Here is a 24,752-nt window from a genome sequence, read left to right on the forward strand (position 1 = left end):
GGCTTTTATTGTTGCTTTTTGGGCAAGGGTGCTTGCTCAAGGTATGACGAGCTCATGCCAACGTTTTTAGAATACTGCCGTTACCAAGGTATCTCATTTAGATAAAAACAGTATTCACCTTTTTCATTTGGATCATAGGAACCTGGACTAATGTCAAACGCCAAATCTCTTGAACAGTTAGAGCAAAAGCAAGATTTTATCCGCCGCCATATCGGGCCAAGCCCAGCACAGGTGAGCGAGATGCTAAGCGCTCTTGGAGTATCTAGTGTTGAAGAGCTGATCGGTCAAACTGTACCTGCTTCAATTCGTTTAGAAGAGGGCTTACAGATCGGTGAAAGCCGCACAGAAGTGGAAACCCTAAGTTACCTGAAATCAGTAGCAAGCAAAAACAAGGTTTTCAAATCTTATATCGGTCAAGGCTACCACCCAACTCACGTACCTCACGTTATCCTACGTAACGTACTTGAGAATCCGGGTTGGTACACTGCTTACACCCCTTATCAGCCAGAGATTGCGCAAGGTCGCTTGGAATCACTACTTAACTTCCAAACGCTGACTATGGACATTACCGGCCTAGACTTAGCCAGTGCATCACTACTTGACGAATCCACCGCAGCGGCAGAAGCAATGGCGCTTGCAAAACGTGTATCTAAAGCGAAAAAAGCAAACATCTTCTTTATTGCCGACGACGTACACGTACAAACTATCGACGTAGTATCTACGCGTGCTGAGCAGTTTGGTTTTGAAGTAGTAGTAGGTCCTGCTAGCGACGCTGCTAACCACGAGATTTTTGGTGCGCTATTCCAGTATCCAACAACATCAGGTGAAGTGGTTGACGTTACTGACCTAATCGCACAAGTACAAGACAAAAAAGCGATTGCCTGTGTTGCCGCAGATATCATGAGCTTAATGCTACTTAAAGCACCAGGAAAGCTAGGTGCAGACGTAGTGCTTGGTTCTGCACAGCGTTTTGGTGTACCAATGGGTTACGGCGGTCCACACGCGGCATTCTTTGCCACGCGTGATGCTTACAAGCGTTCACTACCAGGCCGTATTATTGGTGTGTCTAAAGACCGTTTAGGTAACGACGCGCTACGTATGGCGATGCAAACTCGTGAACAGCACATCCGCCGTGAAAAAGCCAACTCAAACATTTGTACTGCACAGGTGCTACTTGCGAACATGGCTGCGTTTTACGCGGTTTATCATGGTCCTCAAGGTCTTAAGATCATTGCTGAGCGCATTAATCGCCTTGCAAGCATTCTCGCAACGGGTCTTAAAGCAAAAGGCGTGGCACTGAAGCACGATACGTGGTTTGACACTATTACCGTTAAAGCTGACGACGCTGACAAACAAGCGGTTGTGGCGCGTGCAGTAGCAAAAGGCGTGAACTTTGCCCTTAACCACAACGGCGAATACTCAATTGCAGTAAACGAAACCACAACGCGTGCGGACGTAGCTGAGCTATTCGACATCATTTTAGGCGACGACCACGGCCTAAATGTAGATGCGCTAGACGCACAAGTATCAGGCGAGAACATCACAGGTATTCCTGCAAGCCTAGTGCGCGACGACGAAATTTTAACGCACGCAAACTTCAACAGCTATCACAGCGAAACCGAGATGCTGCGTTATATCAAGCGTCTTGAAAACAAAGATTTAGCACTAAACCACTCAATGATCTCATTGGGCTCGTGTACCATGAAGCTAAACGCAACCGCTGAAATGATCCCAGTAACTTGGCCTGAGTTTGCAGAGCTACACCCGTTCTGCCCAATCGACCAAGCACAAGGTTACAAGATCATGATGACTGAGCTGCACGACTGGCTTGTGAACATCACAGGTTACGACGCAGTATCACTACAGCCTAACTCAGGTGCACAAGGTGAATACGCAGGTCTTATCGCGATCCGTAAGTACCATGAGTCTCGCGGTGAAGGTCACCGTAATATCTGTTTGATCCCAAGTTCAGCGCACGGTACAAACCCAGCGTCTGCACAAATGGCAAGCATGAAAGTGGTTGTGGTTGACTGTGATAAAAACGGTAACATCGATATGGAAGACCTACGCGCGAAAGCCGCAGACGTAGCTGAAAACCTATCGTGCATCATGGTCACTTACCCGTCTACACACGGTGTATACGAAGAATCTATCCGTGAAGTATGCGACATCGTGCACCAGCACGGCGGCCAAGTATACATGGACGGCGCAAATATGAACGCGCAGGTTGGGGTAACTAGCCCAGGTTCAATCGGCTCTGACGTATCACACTTAAACCTACACAAAACATTCTGTATTCCACACGGTGGCGGTGGTCCAGGTGTTGGTCCTATCGGTGTTAAATCGCACCTAGCGCCATTTATGCCTAACCACAGCGTGATCAACGTAGAAGGCACAAACGTAGGTAATGGCGCGGTTTCTGCGGCACCTTACGGCTCTGCTGCTATTCTACCTATCTCGTGGGCATACATCGCGATGATGGGCAGCGAAGGCCTAAAACAAGCAACAGAAATGGCAATTGTAAACGCTAACTACCTAACGGCTAAGTTGAGCGAGCACTACCCAATTCTATACCGTGGCCGTAACGACCGTGTTGCCCACGAATGTATTGTTGACCTACGTCCACTGAAAGAAGCCACAGGCATTACCGAAATGGACGTTGCTAAGCGTCTACAAGACTACGGCTTCCACTCACCAACGATGTCGTTCCCAGTAGCGGGCACACTTATGGTTGAGCCAACGGAATCTGAGTCTAAGGTAGAAATCGACCGCTTTATCGAAGCTATGGTTTCTATCAAAGGTGAAATCGACAAGATTGCATCAGGCGAGTGGTCTATCGAAGACAACCCATTAGTATTCGCACCACACACGCAAGCAGACGTACTCAGCAACGACTGGAACCGTGCATATGATCGCCTCGCAGCTGCATTCCCAGTACCAAGCGTAGCAAAAGACAAATTCTGGCCAACGGTAACCCGTATCGACGACGTATACGGCGACCGTAACCTAATCTGTTCTTGCCCAGCGGTTGATACTTACCGCGACGCGTAAGAGGCTGTAAGTCGCGCTTTAGCGCGACTTAGCAAATTTTGAAAAGCCGCCCTTTGTAATAAGGGCGGCTTTTTTGTGGGCATGGATTTGGTGGAAGCTCGTGTTTGGCTCTTTTCTTGGTTTGTGGGAGTGGCTTTACGCCGCGCTCCCTTATAGCAACGCATAACTGCGACTTCACACCAAATCTCTGCGTAGGTCGCGATTTATGGCGACAAATAATATACCACTCTGCTTTTGCCTTGCCGGCGAAGCGATATCAGGTAAAGTTGAAGGCTGGATTCAAAAACAAGTCGCGACATAAAGTCGCTGCTACAAATTGTTCGTAGTCGCTGGCAAGTACCTGAAGATCGCGGCGTGAAGCCGCTCCTACTCGGTTTGGCTCAACGCGATCTAGAATTGCTTAATACTTTAGTTGCAGGCCTTGTAGTGTGCATTTACCGCCTTAATGGACGGTAATAGGGAGGTCGTTTACCACTAACGATTGGCCATTTTGCTGAGCACGAAGAAAGCTTGATATCAAAACATCGTTGGATAGGGTGCTGATGTCGTTAACGGTTTCAACCATGCAAAACGTAATGGACTCCCAACCTAAATCTTTAATAAAGGCTTCAAGTTTACCGATGTTATCTTCATAGTTTTCGTCTGTGGTTAGCAGGCCGATTGAGTGTTTGTTGCCGAGTTTGTATTTTCCTTGCTGAGTGATGGCGCATTTGGCGTAACCGCTCAACACATAAACTGTATTTGTGCTTTTGTTCATATTGGTGACATGCTTAAGTTTAATTCTGATTTTGATTTCAGATGCATTTTTTAAACCAAGCTTATAAAAATTGCTCTGCTGTTTGCTTATATATTGAAAGTATTGAGAAAAATCATTGGTGATTTATCTTAGGTGTTGATCCTATAAAAGGCGTCAATTTTTTGTGAGATGGAATGATAGGGATTGCGCTTGAATTGTGTTTGTATCTAAAGCTACGCTGAAAACGAAGGGAACTGAGGCATTATTTTTCGCCATAAATGGCGACCTACGGGGGGGCGTAAGGTTGCACTGCGAAATGCTGGCTTTGCTTTCTTTGTTTTGACAAGTTGCCTTAAACTATCTCGTTAACCTTGTTGCTGGTACGATGAGTTGTTACTCTCGAGTTCAATAAACAAAATTAAAGGCAACATCATGCAGGAATTTTTAGAAAAGTTTGCAATCACCACCAAAGTGAATGTGGTGTGGGGAGAAATGGATGCGTTGGGGCATGTGAATAACGTGTCGTATTTTCGCTATTTTGAAACCGCGCGAATCGATTTTTTGACTCAAACGGGCTTACTTTCTGTATTATCAGAACCTACCCATAGTCCGGTTTTACGTGATACGTACGCGCAATATAAACGACCAGTTACGTTTCCAGATACCTTGCATATTGGTTCATATATCACTGATATCAAAGAAGATCGCTTTACCATGCGCTATGAGGCGTTTAGCGAATCGCAACAAGCAGTATGCACAACGGGGTATGCGAATGTGGTGATGTTTAATATGAAAACAGGGAATAAATCGCCAATTCCAGAGAGCATGTTGGCCATTTTGAAGCAATACGAGATGGACGATAATCAATAGAAGTGTAGAGTTTAGGTATTGCTTTGTATCGATGTTTGAAAAACTGTCGCGGCGTAAAGCCGCTGCTACGACAATGTGAGATGGACGATAGTCAATAGAAGCTTGGAGTTTAGGTGTTGTCGCGTTGCTGTTTTAGAGTTGTCGCGGCGTAAAGTCGCTGTTACGACAATGTGAGATGGACGATAGTCAATAGAAGCGCGGAGTTTAGGTGTTGCGTTGCTGTTTTAAAGTTGTCGCGGCGTAAAGCCGCTGCTACGGGAATGTGAGATGGACGATAGTCAATAGAAGCTTGGAGTTTAAGTGTCGCGTTGCTGTTTTAGAGTTGTCGCGGCGTAAAGTCGCTGTTACGACAATGTGAGATGGACGATAGTCAATAGAAGCGCGGAGTTTGGGTGTTTCGTTGCAGTTTTAAAACTGTCGCGGCATAAAGCCGCTGCTACGGTAGTAGGAGTTTTCGTTATGATCTTGATATCAAAAGGTGAATTAAGTTATCTATGCCAACATTAACGGCGAAACAGAACATTAAAGCGATAGTTTCCGCGATTCAAGCTGAAGAGCGAACGCTTCGAACGCGTTATCCTATTTTAAATCAGCAAAACGGTATTGCTATGGTGATTTTGCTGTTGTCGTTAAGTGCGCTAATTGGCGTTGCCTTGCTTTACTATTTTGCCGTTATTCCTGCATGGCTGTGTATTATCTTGGCGGCTTTTATTACCTCTATTTCTCATGAACTTGAGCACGATTTGATCCACAAGCAGTATTTTAGTGACCGCCCATTTGTATATCATTTTATGATGTTGACGGTGTGGCTTATGCGGCCAAATACGGTGAACCCTTGGTATCGCAGGCAAATTCATTTACATCACCATAAAGTGTCTGGTACTGAACAAGACTTAGAGGAGCGCTTGGTGGGTAATGGTATCCAATCTCCTTGGTTGCGAGCTGTGGTGGTTACAGATGGATTGCTAGGTTTATTATTGAATGCCAAGCGGTTTAGTCGAGAAATCAAGGGTTTTACGTTTTTGCAGGTCTTTAATGCTGGTTTTCCGCTTGCCACGGCTTATTTTGCGACTTTATATGGTGTGATTACTTATTACGTACTGCAATTTATACAACCATTTGAATTACCTAGGTGGGGAGCAGAGTTACTAGCGGTTGCTGAGTTCTTAATGGTGGTGCTGATTGTGCCTAATATGATCCGCTCAGCATCTTTAAACCTCGTCACATCTTCAATGCATTATTATGGCGGCGTGAGTAATGTGTTAGAGCAGACCCATGTGATCACCAGTCGCTGGTTTTTACCGTTTCAGTTATTTTGTTTTGATTTTGGCCGTACGCACACGATCCATCACTTTGTACCTAATCAACCGTTTTATATTCGGCAATTGATAAGTAAAAAAGTACGCCCAGTTATGGCTCAGCACGGAGTACGTTTTGATGACTTACAAAGCCTAAAAAATGCAAATCACTACCCGGACAAAGAGCGGGTTAGTCAAAAATAAAAAGATGCTTACAGCAAAAACTTATCCAACTGTTAGGCGGTTATTGATATCGCGGCTGGTGAGTATCTGACTAGCATCAAATCCCGTTGAGCGTTTTGCCATACGGTCGTATAACAACACGTTGACTGTCGCGGCTAAGTTCATGCAGCCTGTGGTTGGTACATACACCACGGCATCAGCGGCATCCACGATTTCTTGTGGCAGGCTGCCATCTTCAGGACCAAAAATGTATAACGCGTTGTCGGGGTGAGCAAACTGTGGCAGTGGGGTTGCGCCCTCTACCAGCTCAACGCAGACAAGTGCACGGCCTGCTACTTTTAAACTGATGAAATCATCAACTTGTTTGATGGGAATGTTGTCGGCAACGTTTTTTGTATCCGTATGATATTTTGCAGCTCTTGCGTAACGATTGCCGCTAAAGTAGATGGCTTGCGCATCATAACAACCTGCGGCCCGTAATACGCCACCCACATTGGTTGGTGATTTAGGGTTTACTAATCCGATTGCTACAAATGACTCGCTCATACTTTTTAATTCTCACTATACCGGCAGTAGCGCCACCAAAAATTCGACGAGCGATTGTATCATGCGCGTGATTTTGTGCCAGTTGGTATTGTTGGGGGAGAGCAGGTGATGTTGTCGAGCTAAAGCTCGACCTACAGAAGTTGGGCTTAGTAGTCTTCTAACTCATCGTCAGATAAATCGTTTGATTTTCTATAGCCTGGCTTTGCTAAAATCTCAACATAAAAGGAAGTGAGGTTTTCAGTTTGCGTTTTATCAATCAACTTGTTTAGTTGTGATAGGTGCACCGGCTCGGCTTCAGCTTCTGTGTTACCAAACTTACAATCAAAATCCCAATAATCAGCGCCCGCTGGTAAAGTTTTGTTGCGCTCGCGCTTTAGGTATTTTTTAAGTTCATGCTTAACCGCGTCAACGCGTCTTTCAAGTTTGATTTTAGGGTGAATTAGTTCAAATGTCTTTTTCATAGTTGCCTTCAAGCAAGAAATACTCAATCGGCAAAACAGTATGCCTGAGTAGATAATGTGTATTGATTTAAGCGTAAAGCTTACGCGCGAATAAATACAGGAATGTAATAGGATATTTTACGTTATATTTTGTGAACTGGCGAGGGACTTTGTGAATGCCGAAGAGAATAAAAGCTGAGTTGGTTGCGCGAGTTCGCTACCAACTCATATTGCTAATGTACCATTGATAATGGCGGATTAATTCGCTTTTGGTTGCGTTTGAGTTGTGGGGGCTGCTGCCAATTTACGCTCCAAACGCTCTAATTTTTCTGCCAGTGCGGTTTGTGTCATCTCTATTTGGGTAAGGCTTGCGCCGATCTCTATCTGTGTAGAGTCTCTGCTTTGCGCTTGAGACTTTAACTGATCAACATCGCCATTAATGGCTGCAATTTGATTTTTTAGCACACTAGCGGCTTGCTGTTGTTCTTCTAATAGCGATAGTTTTAAAGCAAGCTCTGTTTGACTCTGCGATAGTGTTTCTACTTTGGTAGTCGTACTGGTCTGGTTTTTAGCGTTATTACTTGCTTGCTCTTCGAGCTTTTTGATGTCTGATTGGTTTCTTCGCCACGCTGACGCCCATAGTTTATCCATCTGTGACCAAAGCTCGTCTGTGCGCTCGGTTAGTGTGTTCAATTTTGCTTGCATTGCACCCGCGGACAAGTCCATCTCTTCATCTGTGGCGGTGAGGGTATGTTCAAGCTCGGCAATGCGCTTTGTTGACTCGAGTAATTGTGCCTGGGTTGTTAAGTTTTGTTGGTAGAGCGCAAACGCCGCAGCAGCCAACGCAATAATCGAGATTGCACCCAACCAATTCATCATCCCCATACCTTTGGCGGGTTGGCTTGTTTGTTTGGTACTTTCTTTTGGTGCTGAGGTTTTATGGCTCGCTTGGGTGGTGGAGTTTTTATAGGCTTCAACCTGATCTAAATCTGGCGTAATACTGGGAAGCTCAGGTTCAATTCTCTTATCCAACGTACTTTCCTCTTTTTTGAGATTTATAAGGAGCTTTAGCAGCTTACTTGAAAATAACGCAATATGGAATTTGCAATCGATAAGAACCTTTGGAGCTGGAGGATTGCAGTCAATAAGCTGAAAAAATCCAATCCAAATGCAAAAGCATTTTTTGCTTTAAAGCAAGAACTCATTCCCAATCATCGTTTTAGCAATCAATTGTGGCGTCAACACTATGGCGAATGAGAGCTGTTAATATCGACTCGCCGAATAGCGTTCAGTTGTCCGGCTAGATTTTATCGGCAGTTTTAATCCTCGGGACCAAGCAAAGTAAAGGTTAAATGTTTACGCATATCCTTTAAAATCACCCCTTTTTTCAGCATGGCGGCGCTTAAACGCTTTTGCCATTTAAGAAGGTCTGGCTTTGCGGCTTCCAATGCTTGTTCATTCTCAAATTGGAAAAAGAGTATTAATGAGCCGGGGAACAAGTGATATTCCACATCAAACCAACATTGCACCATGCCGGGAATTTCTGCACGAGCTTGTTCCTCGAGTTTGTCTGCAATGGTCAGTACCAAGGCTTGTTGTTTTTCTTGTACTTTTGAGAGCTTTTTCATAATGCTATGGATGTAAGAGGCCAAAAGCCTGATTATACTCAAGCTTATGGGCTATCAACAACTTTGTTGATGATAGCCCGCTCTAAGTGAATTGCTTTTTCAATTCACTTAGAGTCGTTTTTTCGAATTACGGTGCTGACAGCGCAAGTTTTGGTAGCGGTAGTTGGATTGCTTCTGCGCTGACGGGTTTTCCGCTTAAGAATGTTTGCATTCTGGCGAGCACCAAGGGTGAGCTTGTATAAAGGTTGTGGCCCGCATTGTTCACCATAATCTGGGTCAAATTTGTAAGTCCTCTCACAGCTTCAAGTTGTTCTTCTGGATACGTTCTACCATCTAGACTACCTGTAAACAATAAAGTTGGGATGTTGGATAGGGGAGCGGTTCTAAAATCATCACCTAAGTCTAGTTTTTTATCTATCAAGTGAAGTGTTGGCATTGGAAAGTTAAGCTTGTCGCCGAGCAAGGCTGTTGGCGATTGGTTTGTCACTTGTGCAAGGCGTTTAGCGGTGATCCCTGAAGCGACATCCATCGCCAGCGGCATCAACTTGAATGTAATGGGCTCATCGGTAAACATTCCACGCTGCAAAACATGTTTTAACAGCTCAGTATTGCCGTTATCTAAACCTAAATAAACGTGAATTAGCATGGCAAGATATTGGTTAGGATCGGCAATCATCATGCTAGCTAACGACTGAATATGATGCTTTTGAAATAACATGGGTGTTTTTGAGCCGTCTTTTTGTGTAATTTGAAGTGCAATAGGCTGTTGCTCAAGTTTACTGTGCACTCGGCGTATCAAAGCGGGTAGATCCGACACTTGTTGTTTAAGCGCTTGCTGATTGATAATTCCTTGAACTCTTTCAAAGTATTGATCGGTTTGGTGAGGTAGTTTAACGGTCTGATTGAGCCCTTCAGCACTGGCGATAATTACTTTGTCAAGATGCGCTGGCATCGCTTTTATGGCACTGAGTGCCAGATGGCTGCCGTAAGAGATCCCCCAAAGTGATACTTTGTCAGCTTTTAGGTGTTTTCGTAAGTCGTTTATATCTAGCGCGTTCTGAGCGGTATTATAACCATATATATCAATATCTTGAGACTTCCATTGAGTAAAGCATTCTAATGCAGCTTTGCGGTAACGGTCTGCAATTTGCGCTTCAGTGGTAACAGCATTAAGCGCAATGTGTTCACTAGACACGCAAGGAGCAGTTTGCTCTGACTGCCCCGTACCTCTTTGGTCTAGCGCAATAACATCACCAAACTCTCTTAGCGCTTGAAATAACGGAAATCTTCGCCACTTGGCAGTCGCGATCCCTGAACCACCGGGGCCACCAGATAAATACACGATAGGTGAACCTTTATTGCTGCCGGTTGCAGGAAAGCGCACATAGTTAATTCTAATTTTGTTGCTGTTGGGGTTATTCCTGTTTTCAGGCACCCAGAGGTGCCCAGCTATGACATCCGTTGTTTCTCCGCTGTTGGCTTGAAACTCGATTTGTTGCTCATTGCTGTACAGCACTTGCTTATCGCTACCTTTCTCTGCGCTTACGCATAAGCAAGTGAATAAGCTTAACGCGGCTATTAATGTGTGTGTTGATCGCATAGTATTACTCCTTAATAGTTTGTTTTTATTGAATACCATGGCAACTTTATGGGGTAGTGAACTTCTATGAGAGGCCGATATTTATTGGCTTGTAGGCTCAGCGGTAGTAAAAAGCCGACGAACGGTAAAAGGAAAAGCGGTAGAGTGTGAATATTAATCTTGTACTTTATTTAGTGATGGCTGTGTGTTGCTCGGGCGCTCTAGGTAAGGCTTATGCCAGTCAACCTTTGTTGCCATTTTCCTATGAGCAAGCCGTGACGGTTTGCCCATGGTCAGTCTCGGCAAAAGAAATTCCACAGTTTACTGAGCCGCAATGTCACCGAGCTAAGTTATCTGAGATTGACCCGCAAAATCAGGCTGTTTGGGTGTTAATCGAATTTGAGCGAGCGAAATTAGCCTCAATACCAAGGCCCGTAGGGTTGTATTTATTTGCTAAAACATCAAGCGAAGTCTTTTTAAATGGTAGTAAGGTGGGGAGCAGCGGTTTTCCTGCCGTAGATAAAACTGAGCAAATAGGCAAAATGGACAGCGTATTTTATTTGCCAGACTCACTTATAAAGAAAAGCAATCAACTGGTGTTTGGTCTGTCTGCACAGCATAGCCTTATTTCATTAGGATACCCAATTCATTTTATTGGGCTAGGGCAATTTGGCGATCCTAAGCAGTATATTCAATCATTTAGTGGTTTGGGCCTGATTCTGGTTGGTGCCTTTTTGTTGGGCGCATTGTACTTTATAAGTCTGAGCTTTGGTCGTTATGGCAATACAAGCGTTCGGATATTTGCCGTACTGTGCCTGCTCGCGGCAATGCAGCTCAGTGCTGAAATATCGCGAGGGTTAGTTGACTATGGCTATGTGTGGCATGATATTCGACTGTTGACCGTGACGGGCTTATCGTTTTTATTTGGCACTTTGTTGCTTGTATATAGCTCCATAAAAGTTGCAGAAAAGCACGCGCTTCACTGGATTTATATCGGTACACTAATCACGCTTATTGTTATTATTTTTGCACCAGGCTTTGATGCTAAAACCACTGCCGGAGTCTTTGTGCCATTACTCGTTAGCTTAGTTCAGCTAGGCTATTGTTGGCGACGCGCCAAAAACAATAATTTAGCGGTTTGGTTTGTGGTGCAGTTATTGGTGGCTGCAACCGTACTCTTTGTTGCATCAAGCTTCCACGAAATTACTCACTTTGTGATCATTGCAGTCTTGCTAGTCTACCTTTTCATTCGTCAAGCTAAAGAGTATCGTGCTCAGCAAGTACAGTTGAGTAGTGATCAAGCTCATATTGCCAAGCTTGAGTTCAAACTCGCGCAGAACAAACAACTTCAATCTCCTTCTAAGCTGGAAGTCAGTGTTGCAGGTAAAACTGACTATGTTGTGCTCACGGATATCGCGTTTTGCAAAGCCGCAGGGGACTACGTTGAGCTGCACATGAAAGATACCACGCAGAAGCTGTTTACAGGCTCACTAAAACAACTCGAACTTACTTTGCCCTCTATTTTTGTAAAAACACATCGTTCTTATTTGACTAATCTAAACGAAGTGGTGTCATTAGAAAGTGATAATAATCAGAGCAACTTGAGATTAACCAATGGAGCAAGTGTTCCCGTCAGTCGTCGGCTTGTCCCGTCGGTTAGGGCGACGCTTAAAGCGTCTAATAAACCCTGAGCGCTGCAGATCTTTTAAATTGGGTTTTGCAGAGCTGAAATTAAATACATCGCTCCGTTTGGCTCTATATGGCCATCGCAGTTGCCGCTTTCTATTTGAGTGGTGCTCAATGCGGCTTGACCATCGATTGGTAAATAAAGCGCTTTTGATACACGTCTGCAGCTCTTTTGTTGGATAGTTTGCTGTTCGACGATAAGAATATGTGCACCGCCTATCACGTAAGCGTTGGGTATGTTGGTTTGGGCTAGATAGGCGACTTTGCAGGCTTTATCGTTATTGAAACCGTTTGCTATTATCTCTTTTGAAGCAGGGGTTGAAACGGTAATAACACATTTTTCACCAATGGATACAGAGTATTGTCCCAGTTGCCATTTTGCTGCTACTTCGCCTTGTGCAGCCGCTAAATTATTTATGCCGAGCGTTGCTATAAGTGCTAAATATTTCATGGAAGCCTCCTCGCATATTCCTATTAATCCTTTTGTGGTCACTCAACATTAGTATCTCATCCACCAGCTGAAAGTTACTAGGTTAAATACACAATTGGTTGGGGCTTACGCTTCAACCAATTGGCGCTGAAAATACCCTTTTAGAAAATCGAGCAGTAATCGCACTTTTTTAGAGTTGGCATTGCCTTCTGGGAAAACGCCATAAACATGTATGTCTGGCAGCGTGTAATCTTCTAATACAGGCACTAAAGTTCCGGCCTGTATTTTTGGTAATGCATCGTAAGTTGGAATTCGTCCAAGACCATGACCTCCCTCCACAAAAGCGGTGCGAGCGGCGGCATTGTTGGTGCTTATATCGCCTTTCATCGTGATGCTATAAGCTCTAGCCCCTTTACTCAATGTGAGTGCCCCCGATGTCAGCTTGTAAATCACCCATTGATGCTGGTAGAGATCGGTAGGGTGTTTGGGGACGCCGTACTTTTGCAAATAGTCGGGCGATGCGCACAGACAGGTTTTTAGCACTGAAAGTTTACTGGCTTGCAAACCTGAATCGGGAAGTGGGGCGCCTCGAATGGCCAGATCAATCCCTTCTTTGATGATATTGACGACTTCATCTGTAAGCATGATATCGAGCTGAATTTTTGGATACATAGCTCTAAATTCATTGAGTGCAGGCACTATGGTTTGCAGGCCAACATTCACAGGGCAGGTAAGCTTTATTAGACCGATTGGTTCTTTCTTTAAATTCTCAATTTGCTGGTTTGCAGCAAAGGCTTGCTCTGCAATCACACGGCAGCGCTGATAATATTCGCGGCCTGCCTCTGTAAGTGAAATGGTGCGGGTCGAGCGATTGAGCAATTTTATGCCTAACTGTGACTCCAGTTTTTTGACATGATAACTCACCACTGCACGAGACAAGTTTAAATGCTTAGCGGCGCCGCTTAAGGTGCCTTGCTCAATAACTTGGGCAAAAACGACCATGCTTTTAAGTTGCTCAAACGAAATATCCACGCATTACTCCACAGGCTGAGATGAATTGATTGTATCAATTGTTTGAACAAAGAGTTAGCTTTTGTCTGCATTGTTTAACTTGTCTTAAGTTCATACTTTTATATTTATCCGCAGGTTAAATAGCCTGAAGTTTTAAGAAAGAATGAGAGGTAACTTTGATGACAGCAAAGAAAATTTTAATGGTGCTAACGTCACATGCAGAACTAGGCAATACAGGTGAGAAAACAGGGTTTTGGATTGAAGAGTTTGCCGCACCTTACTATGCCTTTGTGGATGCAGGGGTAGAAGTAACGCTTGCTTCACCAAAAGGTGGTCAGCCGCCAATTGACCCAAAAAGTGAACAGCCTGATTTCCAAACCGACAGTACTAAACGCTATTTTGATGATCAAAAAACGCAGGAGAGGGTGGCAAATACGGTGCCACTAGCTAAGGTGAGCGCGGCAGATTTTGACGCTGTGTTCTATCCTGGCGGTCACGGACCTCTATGGGATTTAGCAACAGATACCAATTCAATCCAATTGATAAGCGCCTTTTTAGCTGCAGATAAACCAGTTGGTGCGGTGTGCCACGCTCCGGCGGTGCTAATGGATGTAAAAACCACGTCGGGTGAGTATCTGGTAAAAGGTAAAGTGGTGTCTGGTTTTACGAATAGTGAAGAGGCGGCAGTTGGGCTGACTGATGTTGTGCCATTTTTATTAGAAGATGAGCTGGTTAAACGAGGTGCTGATTTCCAGAAAGTCGATGATTGGAATGTGTTTGCTGTTAGAGATGGCTTAATTTTTACAGGGCAGAATCCAGCAAGCTCTGAACTTGTCGCTGAGAAAATGCTGACGTACCTAAACCAGCTGTAACCTGCTTATTAAAAGGAATAAATCATGAGTAACGCAATAAACCAAGCTCAAAACGCACAAACGAATCGTCGCATTACCTTGGCGTCACGGCCACATGGTGCGCCAAGCCAAGAAAACTTCAATTATGAAGAGGCACAGATCCCAACGCCAAAAGAGGGCGAGGTGCTCCTTCGTACCGTCTTTTTGTCGTTAGATCCATACATGCGTGGCCGTATGAGCGATGCAAAATCTTATGCTGAGCCGGTTGCTATTGGTGAAGCGATGGTGGGTGGCACAGTATGCCGAGTTGAAGCGTCAAATAACCCTAAATTTACCAAAGGTGACTGGGTACTCGCGATGAGTGGCTGGCAAGACTATAGCGTCTCGGATGGCACTGGCTTACTTAAGTTAGACAACAATCTACCTAACCCATCATATAGCTTGGGCGTGTTAGGGATGCCAGGCCTTACCGCTTACATGGGACTGATGGATATCGGTCAGCCAAAAGCTGGAGAAACTGTAGTCGTTGCCGCAGCAACCGGTGCTGTAGGCAGCCTTGTTGGACAAATAGCAAAACTGCAAGGCTGTAGAGTAATTGGCATAGCTGGTGGCGCCGAAAAATGCAGTTACGCTACCGAGACACTTGGCTTTGATGCCTGTCTTGATCACCGCAAGGATGACCTCGCTGAACAATTAGCGCAGGCATGTCCATCAGGAATTGACGTCTATTTTGAAAATGTGGGTGGTAAGGTGTTCGATGCAGTTATGCCATTGCTTAACTCAAGTGCCCGGGTTCCACTTTGTGGGTTGATCTCTCAATATAATGCCACTGAGTTGCCATCGGGGCCTGATCGTATGTCGATGCTGATGGCGACACTGCTGATTAAGCGAGTGAAAATGCAAGGCTTTATTGTATTCGACGACTATGGGCATAGATACAACGAGTTCAGCGAAGCGATGCTGCCATGGTTAAACGCGGGCAAGATTAAGTACAAAGAGCACTTAGTCGAGGGGATGGATAATACAGTCGAGGCATTTATTGGCTTATTGGAAGGTAAAAACTTCGGCAAACTTGTCGTGCGCTTAGGTCCAGACGAACTCGTATAATTAGATTTATCAGGAAAAATTAGATGTTAACTGTTCACCACTTAAACGAATCACGCTCGACAAGAGTACTTTGGCTTTTACATGAACTCGACATGCCTTATGACCTTGTGGAGCACGAGCGAAACTCTGAAACGCGTCTTGCACCCGAAAGCCTAAAACAGGTGCATCCGCTTGGAAAAGCCCCCGTGTTGGTCGATGACAGCCTAGTCTTATGTGAGTCTGGAGCCATCATGGAATATCTGCTAGATAAGGCAGAAGACAGTAGATTGCGACCAAGTGCGGGGACTCCTGAGTACTATCAATATCAAGAATGGTTGCACTTTGCTGAGGGATCATTGGCACTGCCGGTGATCGCATCTTTGATGATGAAGATGGAGCAGCGTACAGGCGATAAACCAATGGATGGTTACATTGCTAAAGAAGCCAATGTCGACTTTTCTTATATAGATACCACACTCGCCAAGCAAAGCTATTTCGCAGGCAACGACTTTACCGCCGCCGATATTATGATGACGGTGATGCTAGAAATCGCAGACAAAGTCGGTTTGCTCACAGCGCATGGCAATATCAAGGCTTATCTTGAAAAAGTGCAAGCTCGCGCCGCATATCAAGCTGCACGCAGCTACGGTTAGGCTGTTTAAAAGCCAGAGGTTTGCTCTGGCTTTTGCGAAAGTAACTTTCGCACGCCGACTTCCTCTACCTAAGATCGCGCCGTCAACATGCCTGCTTTTTCATTTTTTTGCTTGGCTTTTCGGCCGTTTAATAAGATACCAATCACCGTATTTCTAACCAAATAATGGTAGCTAATAATGCCTATCGTCACCGTCAGAGATAGAGCAATAATAAACTTGACGAAGACAGGTACTTCAAGGTTCGTAAGAGGAAGTTGAATATACACAAGGAGCGGAATATGGATGAGATAAATCCAATAGGATGCGTCTGAAATATAGCGGCTTTGTTTGTTAAATTGATTTAACCATTTGAACCCAGCTAAATAAGCGACAGCAGTCCAACTGAGAATGGCGATGGTTTGAACTACAACGCTGATCAAATTGATTTTTTCAGGCGTTGCGTCGCCTGTTTTGACCGCGATGATGACTTTTTCAAGCGACGGTGATGGCGGCAAAAAGTAAAAGTATGCAACCAATGAAGTGCAGGCAGTAATTAATAACCAATTGAATTGTTTTGAGTAGCGAGTTACCACTTCATGATGATGAAATAGTCCTGCTCCCAACAAAAATAAAGAGCCATAAAACCCGTAAGCCCACCAATGAGGTTGCAGTTTATCAGGAGCTGGAAATGGCACCATCAAATTGGACATAGATGCCGTGATGATAACCGGCAATATAACGCATAAAAAGACTGGTTTAACAACGATAGCGAGAGTGTGTTGATAAAACTTTGGAAACTTGTGTAACAGCCAAAATAACACACAGAACTGGCTTAAATACCATAAGAACCATAAATGCATGCTTGTCACCTGTGGCTCTTTTATCTGCTGCATAACACCAAATAACGGTGGTGGGGTGCTGGCAACGCTGCTGCCCCAATGCATCGCATGTAATAACACCAGTAAGGTGAGCGGTAGGAAAATAATAAAGGGAATGAGTAGTCGTTTTAACCTGTTTTGAATATAAGCTTTACCACCACGTTTTTGAATAAGCAGGGCGGCACAAAAGCCGGCGATGATAAAAAATAGTGGCATCCTGAATAGGTGCGTCCACATGGCGAGGTAGTTAAAAAAGACATTTTTGTCTGGATCGACACTGATCCAAAGGTTATGAAAATAAGGGCCGTATGCTAAGGCCGCATGAAAAACAACACCAAGCAATAGTGCCAAGCCTCGCATATTATCAATATAATGAAACCGCGCGTTATTGTGCATTCTGTTATCCCTACATTGGATGCTTTATCAGGTGGTTATACTATATTTTCTGCCTACTAAAATATTGAAGAAAAGCGACTCTTCAGGCTGAATCGTTGTTACGAGAACATTTAATAACAAATAAAGTGGCTGACCGACTTTATTTTTATCCTGTCTTGGACTCAAAATAGAGACTTTATCTTGCTGGAAACGGAGCCAGAATGAAAGCAAAATTGATATTTGCAAGCGCAGCATTAGCAGTAGGGTTAGTGGGGTGTAATAGCGACAGTAGTGGTCCTGATGATGGTCAATGTGGTGGTGTTGGTAACTCAAGGTTTGATATAACCGGCTTTAACCTCGGTGAGTTTAGCGCTGATCAGGTAGATGAGTGGGTGAACACTGAATATGATGGCGTTGAACCTATTTCGTATCAAACGCTCATATTTCAGCTTAAAGCTGACACGCAGTCTGTAGCGCAGTTAAGCGCACCGAGTTTTAAGTTTTCTTTAATTAGCACCGCTTATGCCTGCTCACCTGTTCCCCCGTATACCAATGAAAAAATCACGGATATAAATATTACCTCTAGCGCTGCGTTTAGTGACGAGTTACCTGCAGGTTCAAGCTTAAATGAGGTGTTCGACATCGTGTATATCGGTTCCGATTACTCTAATCAGGTTGATTATCGTAGGCTGGATAATGGTGAAAATGACTACTTTTCAATATCCGAGTTTTTAGATATGGAAGATAAAAATGCGAGCGAATTTATCCAGTTTGCACTGAACAGTGAACCTACTTACAAACAGAACCATGTATTTTATATTGAAATTTCACTGGATACCGGCGAGCAATTTTCGCTTGAATCTCAGGAGCTTAGTTTTGCCGAGTAGGTGAAATGAGAAAAGCGCTCAATATGAAGTTGAGCGCTTTTAACGTACTAGATAACCTGAGCTGCGGATAATTAATGCCTTTCTAGCAGCCAGTTTTAGCGCTAACTGCGTTGAATTCACTTCCAATAGCCAGCTATTGGTGCGTAAATTCGCCTTGCTTTCCCTAAAACTCTCTGGCTAGACAAGGAAAAAACTAAGTTGTGCTTTAGAAACAATGAGTTGGAACACTCCTTATCCAAACCTCAGGTTAGATAGTAAAATTTAAAGCTATTTGAGTCTGTCCATGAGGTAAACAAACTCAAGGCTATTTACCATCGCTCGCTGTTCATTGTTTGCAGCGCCTGCATGGCCACCTTCGGTATTCTCAAAATACAGAACTGCAAATCCCATATCTTTCATTTTAGCAACCATTTTACGTGCATGGCCTGGGTGAACGCGGTCATCTCGGGTTGAGGTTGTGAAAAATACTTTCGGATATTGTTTGTCTTTACTTAGGTTATGGTAAGGCGAGTACGTTTTAATGTATTCCCACTCTTCAGGAACATCTGGATTACCATATTCGCCCATCCAACTTGCGCCAGCGAGTAGCTTATTAAAACGCTTCATATCGAGTAATGGCACTTGGCAAATAACGGCGTTGTAAAGTTCAGGCCTGCGAGTGAAAGCGGCGCCCACTAGCAATCCGCCGTTACTACCACCTTTAATACCTAAATGTTGAGGCTTGGTTACTTTATCTGCTATCAGCTGCTCTGCCACGGCTTCAAAGTCTTCATACGCCTTGTGGCGATTTTCTTTTAGTGCTGCTTGGTGCCAGCTTGGTCCATACTCACCGCCGCCACGAATATTCGCAAGCACATAAACACCGCCTTGTTCTAACCAGTTTTTACCAGTTGATGCCGAGTAGTACGGCTGCATAGAAACTTCAAAGCCACCATAGGCATATAATAAAGTAGGATTGCTACCATCTAACTTGATATCTTTCTTATGAACAATAAAGTAAGGCACTTTTGTACCGTCTTTTGATGTCGCAAATTTTTGCTGGGTAACAAACTTATCTGCGTCGAAATGTGATTTATTACCTTTGAGTTTTGTTGTTCCAAGTGATTTACCATCGACTAAGTAAAGACTGGTCGGCGATAAAAAGTCCGTGTAGGTGACAAAAAAGTCGTCTCTATTGGGATCAGTATCAAAAACGGATAATGAACCGGTATCAGGAAAGTTCACTGGGTCTATTTTCCACTGCCCATTAGCTTTAGGCATATAGCGGAAAACCTTATTCTTTACATCATCTAACACGGTAACTAGTATAGCTGATTTGGTAAAACTCAAATTTTCTATTGAACGATTTGCTGTTGGCTTGATTAAGCTTGTAAACTGGATATTTTTAGAATCCAAATCGTTAATGTTGGCATATATTACTTCTGCTTGTGAAAAGTGCTTCCAGGCAGATTTTAGCTGGATAAAGAGCATGCCATTGTTTAATCCGAGGAGGCTTGCATCGCTAGGCACTGGAATTTTTATCTGCTTATCACCTTCGAGTTTATAGACGTCGCGAGTATAAAAGCTTGTAGAATCGTATAGAAAGTGATTTGTATTACCTTGATCGTATATCGTAAAACCTCTGGCACTGATAGAACTTTTATTTGCCTGATAGACCGTTTTAGCGTCGTCCAGCAGCGTACCGCGTTGCCACACTTTAACCGTTCCAGCATAACCTGAGTCAGTTAATGAGCCTTCCCCAAAATCTGTTGCAACAAATATTGAATTCTCGTCGAACCAAGATACTGAGGTTTTTGCTTCAGGTAAATAAAATCCATCTTTTACAAAAGATTTGCTTGGAATGTCGAACTCTCTCACGACTTTTGCATCAGCACCACCGCGCGATAAATACACCAAACAGCGTTCATACTTTGGATAGTGACAGTTCATCCCGCCATAAACCCAGTTTTCGTCTTCAGCTTTTGCTAGCGCATCTAAGTCGAGAACGGTTTCCCACTTAGGATCCGCTTTTTTATACTCTTCAAGGGTTGTTCTGCGGTATATGCCTCTTACATGATCCGCATCTCTCCAGAAATTATAGTAATAACCTGCACGTTCAGTTGCGTAAGGAATACGAGACCGATCATTGATAATATCTAATGTATTTTGAAAGATATGATTATATTGGCTGTGGCTTTTGAGTTGTTTTAGTGAGCTATCGTTTTGTGCCGTTACCCACTCTAGCGCTTGTTTGCCTTCAATCTCTTCAAGCCATAGGTATGGATCTTTTTCTAATGCTATCGATTTACCAGCAAAGGTGGTGAGCATACATAGTGTCGCAATATTTGTAATTTTTTTTCTCAAAACTTAGTCCCTATTTTATAGTTATTTATTACGTTTTATCATCAAGTCGTCAAAATAGGAATGTGTGCTGATTAAAAAAACGTGATCTGCTTACATCGATTCACACTTAATCTGCTTGCGATGGAGAGAGTTGTGCTTCAATGGCGTGGATCAGCAACATCGCTTTATGCCACTGCTGTGAAAGTTGCCACATCTCCGCCAGAGTATTGATATTGCTTACCATCTTATCTATCGCCAGTGATGCGTGAGTACCTGCTAGAATTAAGTCGTCTTTCACATCGTCATGTAAACGTTGCAATGTCTCTTGCGCCTGCAACAGCTCTGCAGGTGTTACGCTTTGCCCATGTAAGCTGGTTTTCATGAAGTGGCTAAGCTGGGCTTGGTATTCATTCAATTGCGCATGCAAGTCATGATGCTCTGCGAGTTGCTTATATGGAGCGTGTTCCGTTAATTGTTCTACACAGTGGCTACAAGTAAACAAATACTGCTCAATACGCATGAGTTTAGCGAGTAGTGAGGTGGTCTGTGATGATAATGCTGATTGCTCTACCGACACAATAAAAAGGCTAATTTGCTGACACAGAGATTGAACTGCATGAAGTGCCTGTTCAACCGCGAGCTTATCGGTCGGGAGTAGGCATTTATCAAATTGGGCCAACACCTTATCTGCAACGAGTTTGGACTCAAGCAATAACGCATTGATTGCAAGCTCTGGCGTTTGGGCGATGGTATTATCTAAAAAGCGTGGCCTCGAAGCCGTCTCCTCGGCACTGCAAAAGCGTTTCATTAAAAAGCCCGCGAGCCTGTCATTGAGTGGAAAGATGAGTAGCACGCCCAAAATATTAAACAAAGTATGAAAGAGTGCCAATGACAACGCGGGATCGGCAGTGACGCCGAAAAGCGCGGTAAAATAGTTGATGAGATAAAACAACACAGGTAACACCGCAAAAGCGACCATCGCGGTGAACACATTAAATATTACCTGAGCCGCCGCGACGCGTTTAGCATTAGCTGTTGCGCCAATGGATGCCAGAATAGATGTTGACGTGGTGCCGACGTTTGCACCGATGACCATCGCGCCTGCGGCATATAACCCAATCATGCCACTAGCAGCGGCGGTAATGGTCAAGGCGATGGAAGCACTGGAGGATTGAGTAAGGGTTGTCATCACCATACCTACCAGCAAAAAGGTCAACATGCCGTTTATTCCCTCTGCGGTAAATTGGCTTAAATCAAACGCAGCGACAATATGCTCAAATGCGCCTTTGAGAATATCAATACCGATAAAAAATAGCCCAAAACCAACCAAGGCCATGCCTGCCGATGCCAGTCGCGAGCGAGGAAGTAGCAACTTCATTAAGGCACCAATGCCTATCAAGGGGAGTGCGATAGCTTGGATATTAAATTTAAATCCAACCGCGGCTACCAACCAGCCAGTGATGGTGGTGCCAACATTGGCACCATAGACAATACCAAGCGCCTGATGCATGGTAATAAGACCGGCATTTACAAAGCCCAAAGAGGCCACGGTAACCGCGCTGGACGACTGCACTAAGGCTGTCATGCAAAAGCCAGCAGCAATACCGCGCTGAGGGGTTTTGGTCCACACTCCAAGCACTCGGCGCAGTGACGAACCGGCCGCTAGTTTCAGGCCGTCTGTCATCATGCTTATCGCAACTAAAAATATCCCCAAACCGCCGAGTAGCGTTCCTGCAAGTTGAAGTGTTTCCATATTCCTTCCACGTATTACATTTTTACTCTGTTTGCTTGTTGCACAATATCATTTTTGTTGTGCTTTGCTTTGTTTAACGTCAACTTTTACATGAGTTGTATTAGCAGCTCTAAACAAAATTAAATAGTTAGGACTTTGAACTCAAACCCTGCAGAAATTGCATAGGCGTTACGCCGTTCCACGACTTAAACGCACGGATAAAGCTACGCTCATCTGAAAACTGCAGTGTGTGCGCCACTTCATACAAACTACTGCCTTGAGTCAGTCGCAGTTTGGCCTGCTTGTTCTGTACGTTGTTTTTTAGTTGTCTAAAACTGGTTTGATACTCAGCGAGCCTTCGTCTTAATGTTGCCGGACTGATATTGAGCTTGTCAGCCATTTGTTCTTGGCACAGTGTTCCTGCGTTAAGCTCACTATAGACTTTATCGAGCAAATTAGCATGGTCGTTGATCGATTGCTGGTGATGGAGCGTTTTTGCGAGCGAATGATAAATGGTATTGAGCGTTAGATGCTCTAGCTTCGCCAAATCCAATGATTGATTCGTTTCTTGGTATTTATAGGTGAGTAAGTAGCGATTACTTACGGGTTTAATGGGAATGTGGGTGATAACCGAGTTTAGCAGCGAGCTTGAGTCACTTTTGGTCTGCACTTGTGTGAGTTGAACTGGGGTGGTTTCGGCGCACACATATTTTACGAGGCCATGGATCAATATCAGCATGCTATCTAACATACAGCGAGAAAATTGTGCGTCAGCGGCTGTGGCGTAGTCAAAGGCTGCATCATCAATTATGTAACTCACTTGAGAGTGTGACACCTCGCAGAAATTGTAGGTCCCCGCGTGGATAAAGTTATAGCCACGGGCAAGCTCCTGTAAGAGCTGAGTAATGGTGCGGCAATGGCGCAGGCTATTGAATACAAATTCGTTGGTGCCAGGCAGAAGCTTTTTGCGGTTGAGGTTTAGACTTTCGTCATTGAGCTCGACAGCACAGTGTTCCATCACGCGCATAAACTCAATGGCATCTAGGGCGTCAATGGCTTTATTGATAGCCAAATACTGCGCGACCGCAGCAAATTCCAGTTTTGCTGCGGTGAGTGTGTGCTGCATCAATTGCACGTAGCAAGGTGCAATAGCGGTGTTTGACATAAATACGTAAGCTCATCCTGTCACTCTCAACAATTCAGTTAATCAACATCAACTCAAGATAGCAATAGTTTTGCGTTGCAACTTTAGTGCAGTATTTTGTCACCACCCGCCGAGGGGGTTGCCTAGGGAGCACTTAACCAATTTTTGATTTGGTTGATTGCACTGGGTTCCCAGCCAAGCTCTAGATGGTTGGTGGTCACAACCGCTGAGCCCGCCAAGTTACTTATTCCTGTGCTGTCGATGCAGCTACTGATAAATACAACGCCATCGGAAGGGCCGGTATGTTCATTGTGAATAAATGCCATATCGGCCTGATCGCCACAAAGATTATAAACTTGAACGCTGCTGTCGGTGCCAGCGCTACGAACTTGGTCTACCAGTGAGTTGACCGTAAACGCTGCGATACCTCGGCCTTTGCTCACAAACCCTAAGCCACCGTAGTAAGTGGTGTACCAATCTTGCTCTGTGGTGGGGAGTGCATATTTATCATCTAGTGCTTTTAGCATCTGCGCGGAGCCGGGAAAGTAAGGCGAGTCGTAAACCCACTCGGAACTCGAATACCATAGGCCAAAACATAATATTTGATCATGCGCAGTAGGCCCATTTATACTGCCGCCACATTGCGAATAAGCACCATAGGTATGATTAACGCCGTGACGAAATGACCAATCAATGCCATTGTTGGGGGCGCCGAGCATCACCAGTTTGCGTACATCACTGTTAAATTTAGTGCTCCAAGCATTGGTCAAAGAAGAAATATACATGCGGGCATTAAACGCGCTTTTTGACCAAGTGACTAAATCGACTTGCGTTGCCCCCGTCTTATTTTTAACCTGAGCGATGGCATTGGCTATCTGCTCCGCCCAGATAAAGCCATCGCCATTTTTATGCGCCAGATTTAAGGCAAAAACCTTGTAATCATCATTGGCAAGCGCTTGCATTAAGCCTTGCGAAGGGCAGTTTTGTCGACCACAGCCGTAACTACCGGCCTCGTTTGGATTTGCCCAAGCCAAATCGGCATCTTGATTGGCACCGTGGATCAGCAACACCGGTGTTTGGCGGCTGTTACTATCCCAACCCGGCGCATGATAAAGCAGAAACTGCGCAGAACTTGGTTGGCTAGATGCAAAGAAAGTAGCACGCTGACCTGATTGATCGCCCCGGCCGTCGGCAGGAAAGCTTTCATTGCCGATATGCCCTGAGCTATCTCGCCACCTTTCGATCTTTTGCCAGCCATTGTTAATACCCGTGGTATAGGTTGCTTCAAGTGTCGCTGATGCGTGCGCTACACCACTAGCTGCGAGTGAGATAGAAACGAGCAACCCATAAGTGTGAGTACGCAACGCTGTGTCTGTGATTTTCATAT

Annotated in this window: 22 protein-coding genes; 9 read left to right on the forward strand and 13 right to left on the reverse strand. The window is 44.4% G+C overall.

Going from position 1 to position 24,752, the window contains the following annotated elements; genetic code table 11:
• Positions 1-150 precede the first annotated feature (150 nt).
• On the forward strand, positions 151-3,051 hold the full coding sequence (gene gcvP / locus L1271_RS19875; RefSeq protein ID WP_235368617.1) for an aminomethyl-transferring glycine dehydrogenase: 2,901 nt from the start codon (positions 151-153) through the stop codon (positions 3,049-3,051).
• Between the two features lie 442 nt (positions 3,052-3,493).
• Here the strand turns inward: gcvP and L1271_RS19880 are convergent, their stop codons facing one another.
• Positions 3,494-3,808: a hypothetical protein gene (locus L1271_RS19880; RefSeq protein ID WP_235368618.1), complete on the reverse strand. Its 315-nt coding sequence runs from the start codon at positions 3,806-3,808 to the stop codon at positions 3,494-3,496.
• Between the two features lie 411 nt (positions 3,809-4,219).
• Between L1271_RS19880 and L1271_RS19885 the strand changes: the two genes are divergently transcribed.
• Both L1271_RS19885 and L1271_RS19890 read left to right on the forward strand, forming a co-directional pair.
• A complete protein-coding gene (locus L1271_RS19885) occupies positions 4,220-4,657 on the forward strand; it encodes an acyl-CoA thioesterase (protein ID WP_206471316.1) in 438 nt (145 codons plus the stop codon).
• 494 nt (positions 4,658-5,151) lie between these two features.
• Positions 5,152-6,159, forward strand: a complete 1,008-nt coding sequence (locus tag L1271_RS19890; protein WP_235368619.1) for a fatty acid desaturase — start codon at positions 5,152-5,154, stop codon at positions 6,157-6,159.
• Positions 6,160-6,180: 21 nt separating this feature from the next.
• Here the strand turns inward: L1271_RS19890 and L1271_RS19895 are convergent, their stop codons facing one another.
• The 3 genes from L1271_RS19895 to L1271_RS19905 form a co-directional block, all read right to left on the reverse strand.
• The gene (locus tag L1271_RS19895) at positions 6,181-6,684 is read right to left on the reverse strand and encodes an RNA methyltransferase (protein WP_045961974.1); all 504 of its coding nucleotides are present in this window, start codon (positions 6,682-6,684) and stop codon (positions 6,181-6,183) included.
• Positions 6,685-6,830: 146 nt separating this feature from the next.
• Positions 6,831-7,145, reverse strand: a complete 315-nt coding sequence (locus L1271_RS19900; RefSeq protein ID WP_010370561.1) for a DUF6172 family protein — start codon at positions 7,143-7,145, stop codon at positions 6,831-6,833.
• Between the two features lie 237 nt (positions 7,146-7,382).
• Positions 7,383-8,156, reverse strand: coding sequence for a hypothetical protein (locus L1271_RS19905; protein ID WP_235368620.1), 774 nt, complete (start codon positions 8,154-8,156; stop codon positions 7,383-7,385).
• 63 nt (positions 8,157-8,219) lie between these two features.
• Between L1271_RS19905 and L1271_RS19910 the strand changes: the two genes are divergently transcribed.
• Positions 8,220-8,381 carry a hypothetical protein gene (locus L1271_RS19910; RefSeq protein WP_158299106.1) on the forward strand — a complete coding sequence of 54 codons (162 nt, stop codon included), beginning with the start codon at positions 8,220-8,222 and terminating at the stop codon, positions 8,379-8,381.
• A 62-nt stretch (positions 8,382-8,443) separates the two neighbouring features.
• On the opposite strand, the gene L1271_RS19915 is transcribed toward L1271_RS19910, so the two are convergent.
• Entirely contained in the window at positions 8,444-8,752 is a 309-nt protein-coding gene (locus L1271_RS19915; RefSeq protein ID WP_102056286.1) for a hypothetical protein, read from the reverse strand.
• 127 nt (positions 8,753-8,879) lie between these two features.
• Entirely contained in the window at positions 8,880-10,352 is a 1,473-nt protein-coding gene (locus L1271_RS19920) for an alpha/beta hydrolase (RefSeq protein ID WP_235368621.1), read from the reverse strand.
• Positions 10,353-10,498: 146 nt separating this feature from the next.
• Between L1271_RS19920 and L1271_RS19925 the strand changes: the two genes are divergently transcribed.
• Complete coding sequence (locus L1271_RS19925; RefSeq protein WP_235368622.1) at positions 10,499-12,022, forward strand: LytR/AlgR family response regulator transcription factor; 1,524 nt, start codon at positions 10,499-10,501, stop codon at positions 12,020-12,022.
• Positions 12,023-12,036: 14 nt separating this feature from the next.
• Here L1271_RS19925 and L1271_RS19930 read toward each other — a convergent pair whose 3' ends face one another.
• The gene (locus tag L1271_RS19930; protein ID WP_235368623.1) at positions 12,037-12,468 is read right to left on the reverse strand and encodes a hypothetical protein; all 432 of its coding nucleotides are present in this window, start codon (positions 12,466-12,468) and stop codon (positions 12,037-12,039) included.
• A gap of 105 nt (positions 12,469-12,573) precedes the next feature.
• On the reverse strand, positions 12,574-13,479 hold the full coding sequence (locus tag L1271_RS19935) for a LysR family transcriptional regulator (RefSeq protein ID WP_235368624.1): 906 nt from the start codon (positions 13,477-13,479) through the stop codon (positions 12,574-12,576).
• Positions 13,480-13,637: 158 nt separating this feature from the next.
• Between L1271_RS19935 and L1271_RS19940 the strand changes: the two genes are divergently transcribed.
• The 3 genes from L1271_RS19940 to L1271_RS19950 are packed head-to-tail and all read left to right on the forward strand — an operon-like array spanning position 13,638 to position 16,048.
• A complete protein-coding gene (locus tag L1271_RS19940; protein WP_235368625.1) occupies positions 13,638-14,330 on the forward strand; it encodes a type 1 glutamine amidotransferase domain-containing protein in 693 nt (230 codons plus the stop codon).
• A 24-nt stretch (positions 14,331-14,354) separates the two neighbouring features.
• A complete protein-coding gene (locus tag L1271_RS19945) occupies positions 14,355-15,416 on the forward strand; it encodes an NADP-dependent oxidoreductase (protein ID WP_235368626.1) in 1,062 nt (353 codons plus the stop codon).
• A gap of 23 nt (positions 15,417-15,439) precedes the next feature.
• Positions 15,440-16,048: a glutathione S-transferase family protein gene (locus L1271_RS19950; protein ID WP_235368627.1), complete on the forward strand. Its 609-nt coding sequence runs from the start codon at positions 15,440-15,442 to the stop codon at positions 16,046-16,048.
• Between the two features lie 68 nt (positions 16,049-16,116).
• Here L1271_RS19950 and L1271_RS19955 read toward each other — a convergent pair whose 3' ends face one another.
• Positions 16,117-17,301 carry an acyltransferase family protein gene (locus L1271_RS19955; protein ID WP_235368628.1) on the reverse strand — a complete coding sequence of 395 codons (1,185 nt, stop codon included), beginning with the start codon at positions 17,299-17,301 and terminating at the stop codon, positions 16,117-16,119.
• Positions 17,302-17,501: 200 nt separating this feature from the next.
• On the opposite strand from L1271_RS19955, the gene L1271_RS19960 reads away from it, so the two are divergent.
• On the forward strand, positions 17,502-18,167 hold the full coding sequence (locus tag L1271_RS19960) for a hypothetical protein (RefSeq protein WP_235368629.1): 666 nt from the start codon (positions 17,502-17,504) through the stop codon (positions 18,165-18,167).
• A 267-nt stretch (positions 18,168-18,434) separates the two neighbouring features.
• Here the strand turns inward: L1271_RS19960 and L1271_RS19965 are convergent, their stop codons facing one another.
• From L1271_RS19965 to L1271_RS19980, 4 genes are all read right to left on the reverse strand, one after another.
• On the reverse strand, positions 18,435-20,474 hold the full coding sequence (locus L1271_RS19965; protein ID WP_235368651.1) for a prolyl oligopeptidase family serine peptidase: 2,040 nt from the start codon (positions 20,472-20,474) through the stop codon (positions 18,435-18,437).
• A gap of 142 nt (positions 20,475-20,616) precedes the next feature.
• Positions 20,617-22,242, reverse strand: a complete 1,626-nt coding sequence (locus L1271_RS19970; RefSeq protein ID WP_235368630.1) for a Na/Pi cotransporter family protein — start codon at positions 22,240-22,242, stop codon at positions 20,617-20,619.
• A gap of 127 nt (positions 22,243-22,369) precedes the next feature.
• The gene (locus tag L1271_RS19975; RefSeq protein WP_045989611.1) at positions 22,370-23,386 is read right to left on the reverse strand and encodes a helix-turn-helix domain-containing protein; all 1,017 of its coding nucleotides are present in this window, start codon (positions 23,384-23,386) and stop codon (positions 22,370-22,372) included.
• Positions 23,387-23,508: 122 nt separating this feature from the next.
• Positions 23,509-24,750 (reverse strand): esterase/lipase family protein, encoded by a 1,242-nt coding sequence (locus tag L1271_RS19980; protein ID WP_235368631.1) that lies wholly within the window; start codon positions 24,748-24,750, stop codon positions 23,509-23,511.
• Positions 24,751-24,752 lie beyond the last annotated feature (2 nt).

The sequence above is a fragment of the Pseudoalteromonas sp. OF5H-5 genome (assembly GCF_021530695.1).
Lineage (GTDB): Bacteria > Pseudomonadota > Gammaproteobacteria > Enterobacterales > Alteromonadaceae > Pseudoalteromonas.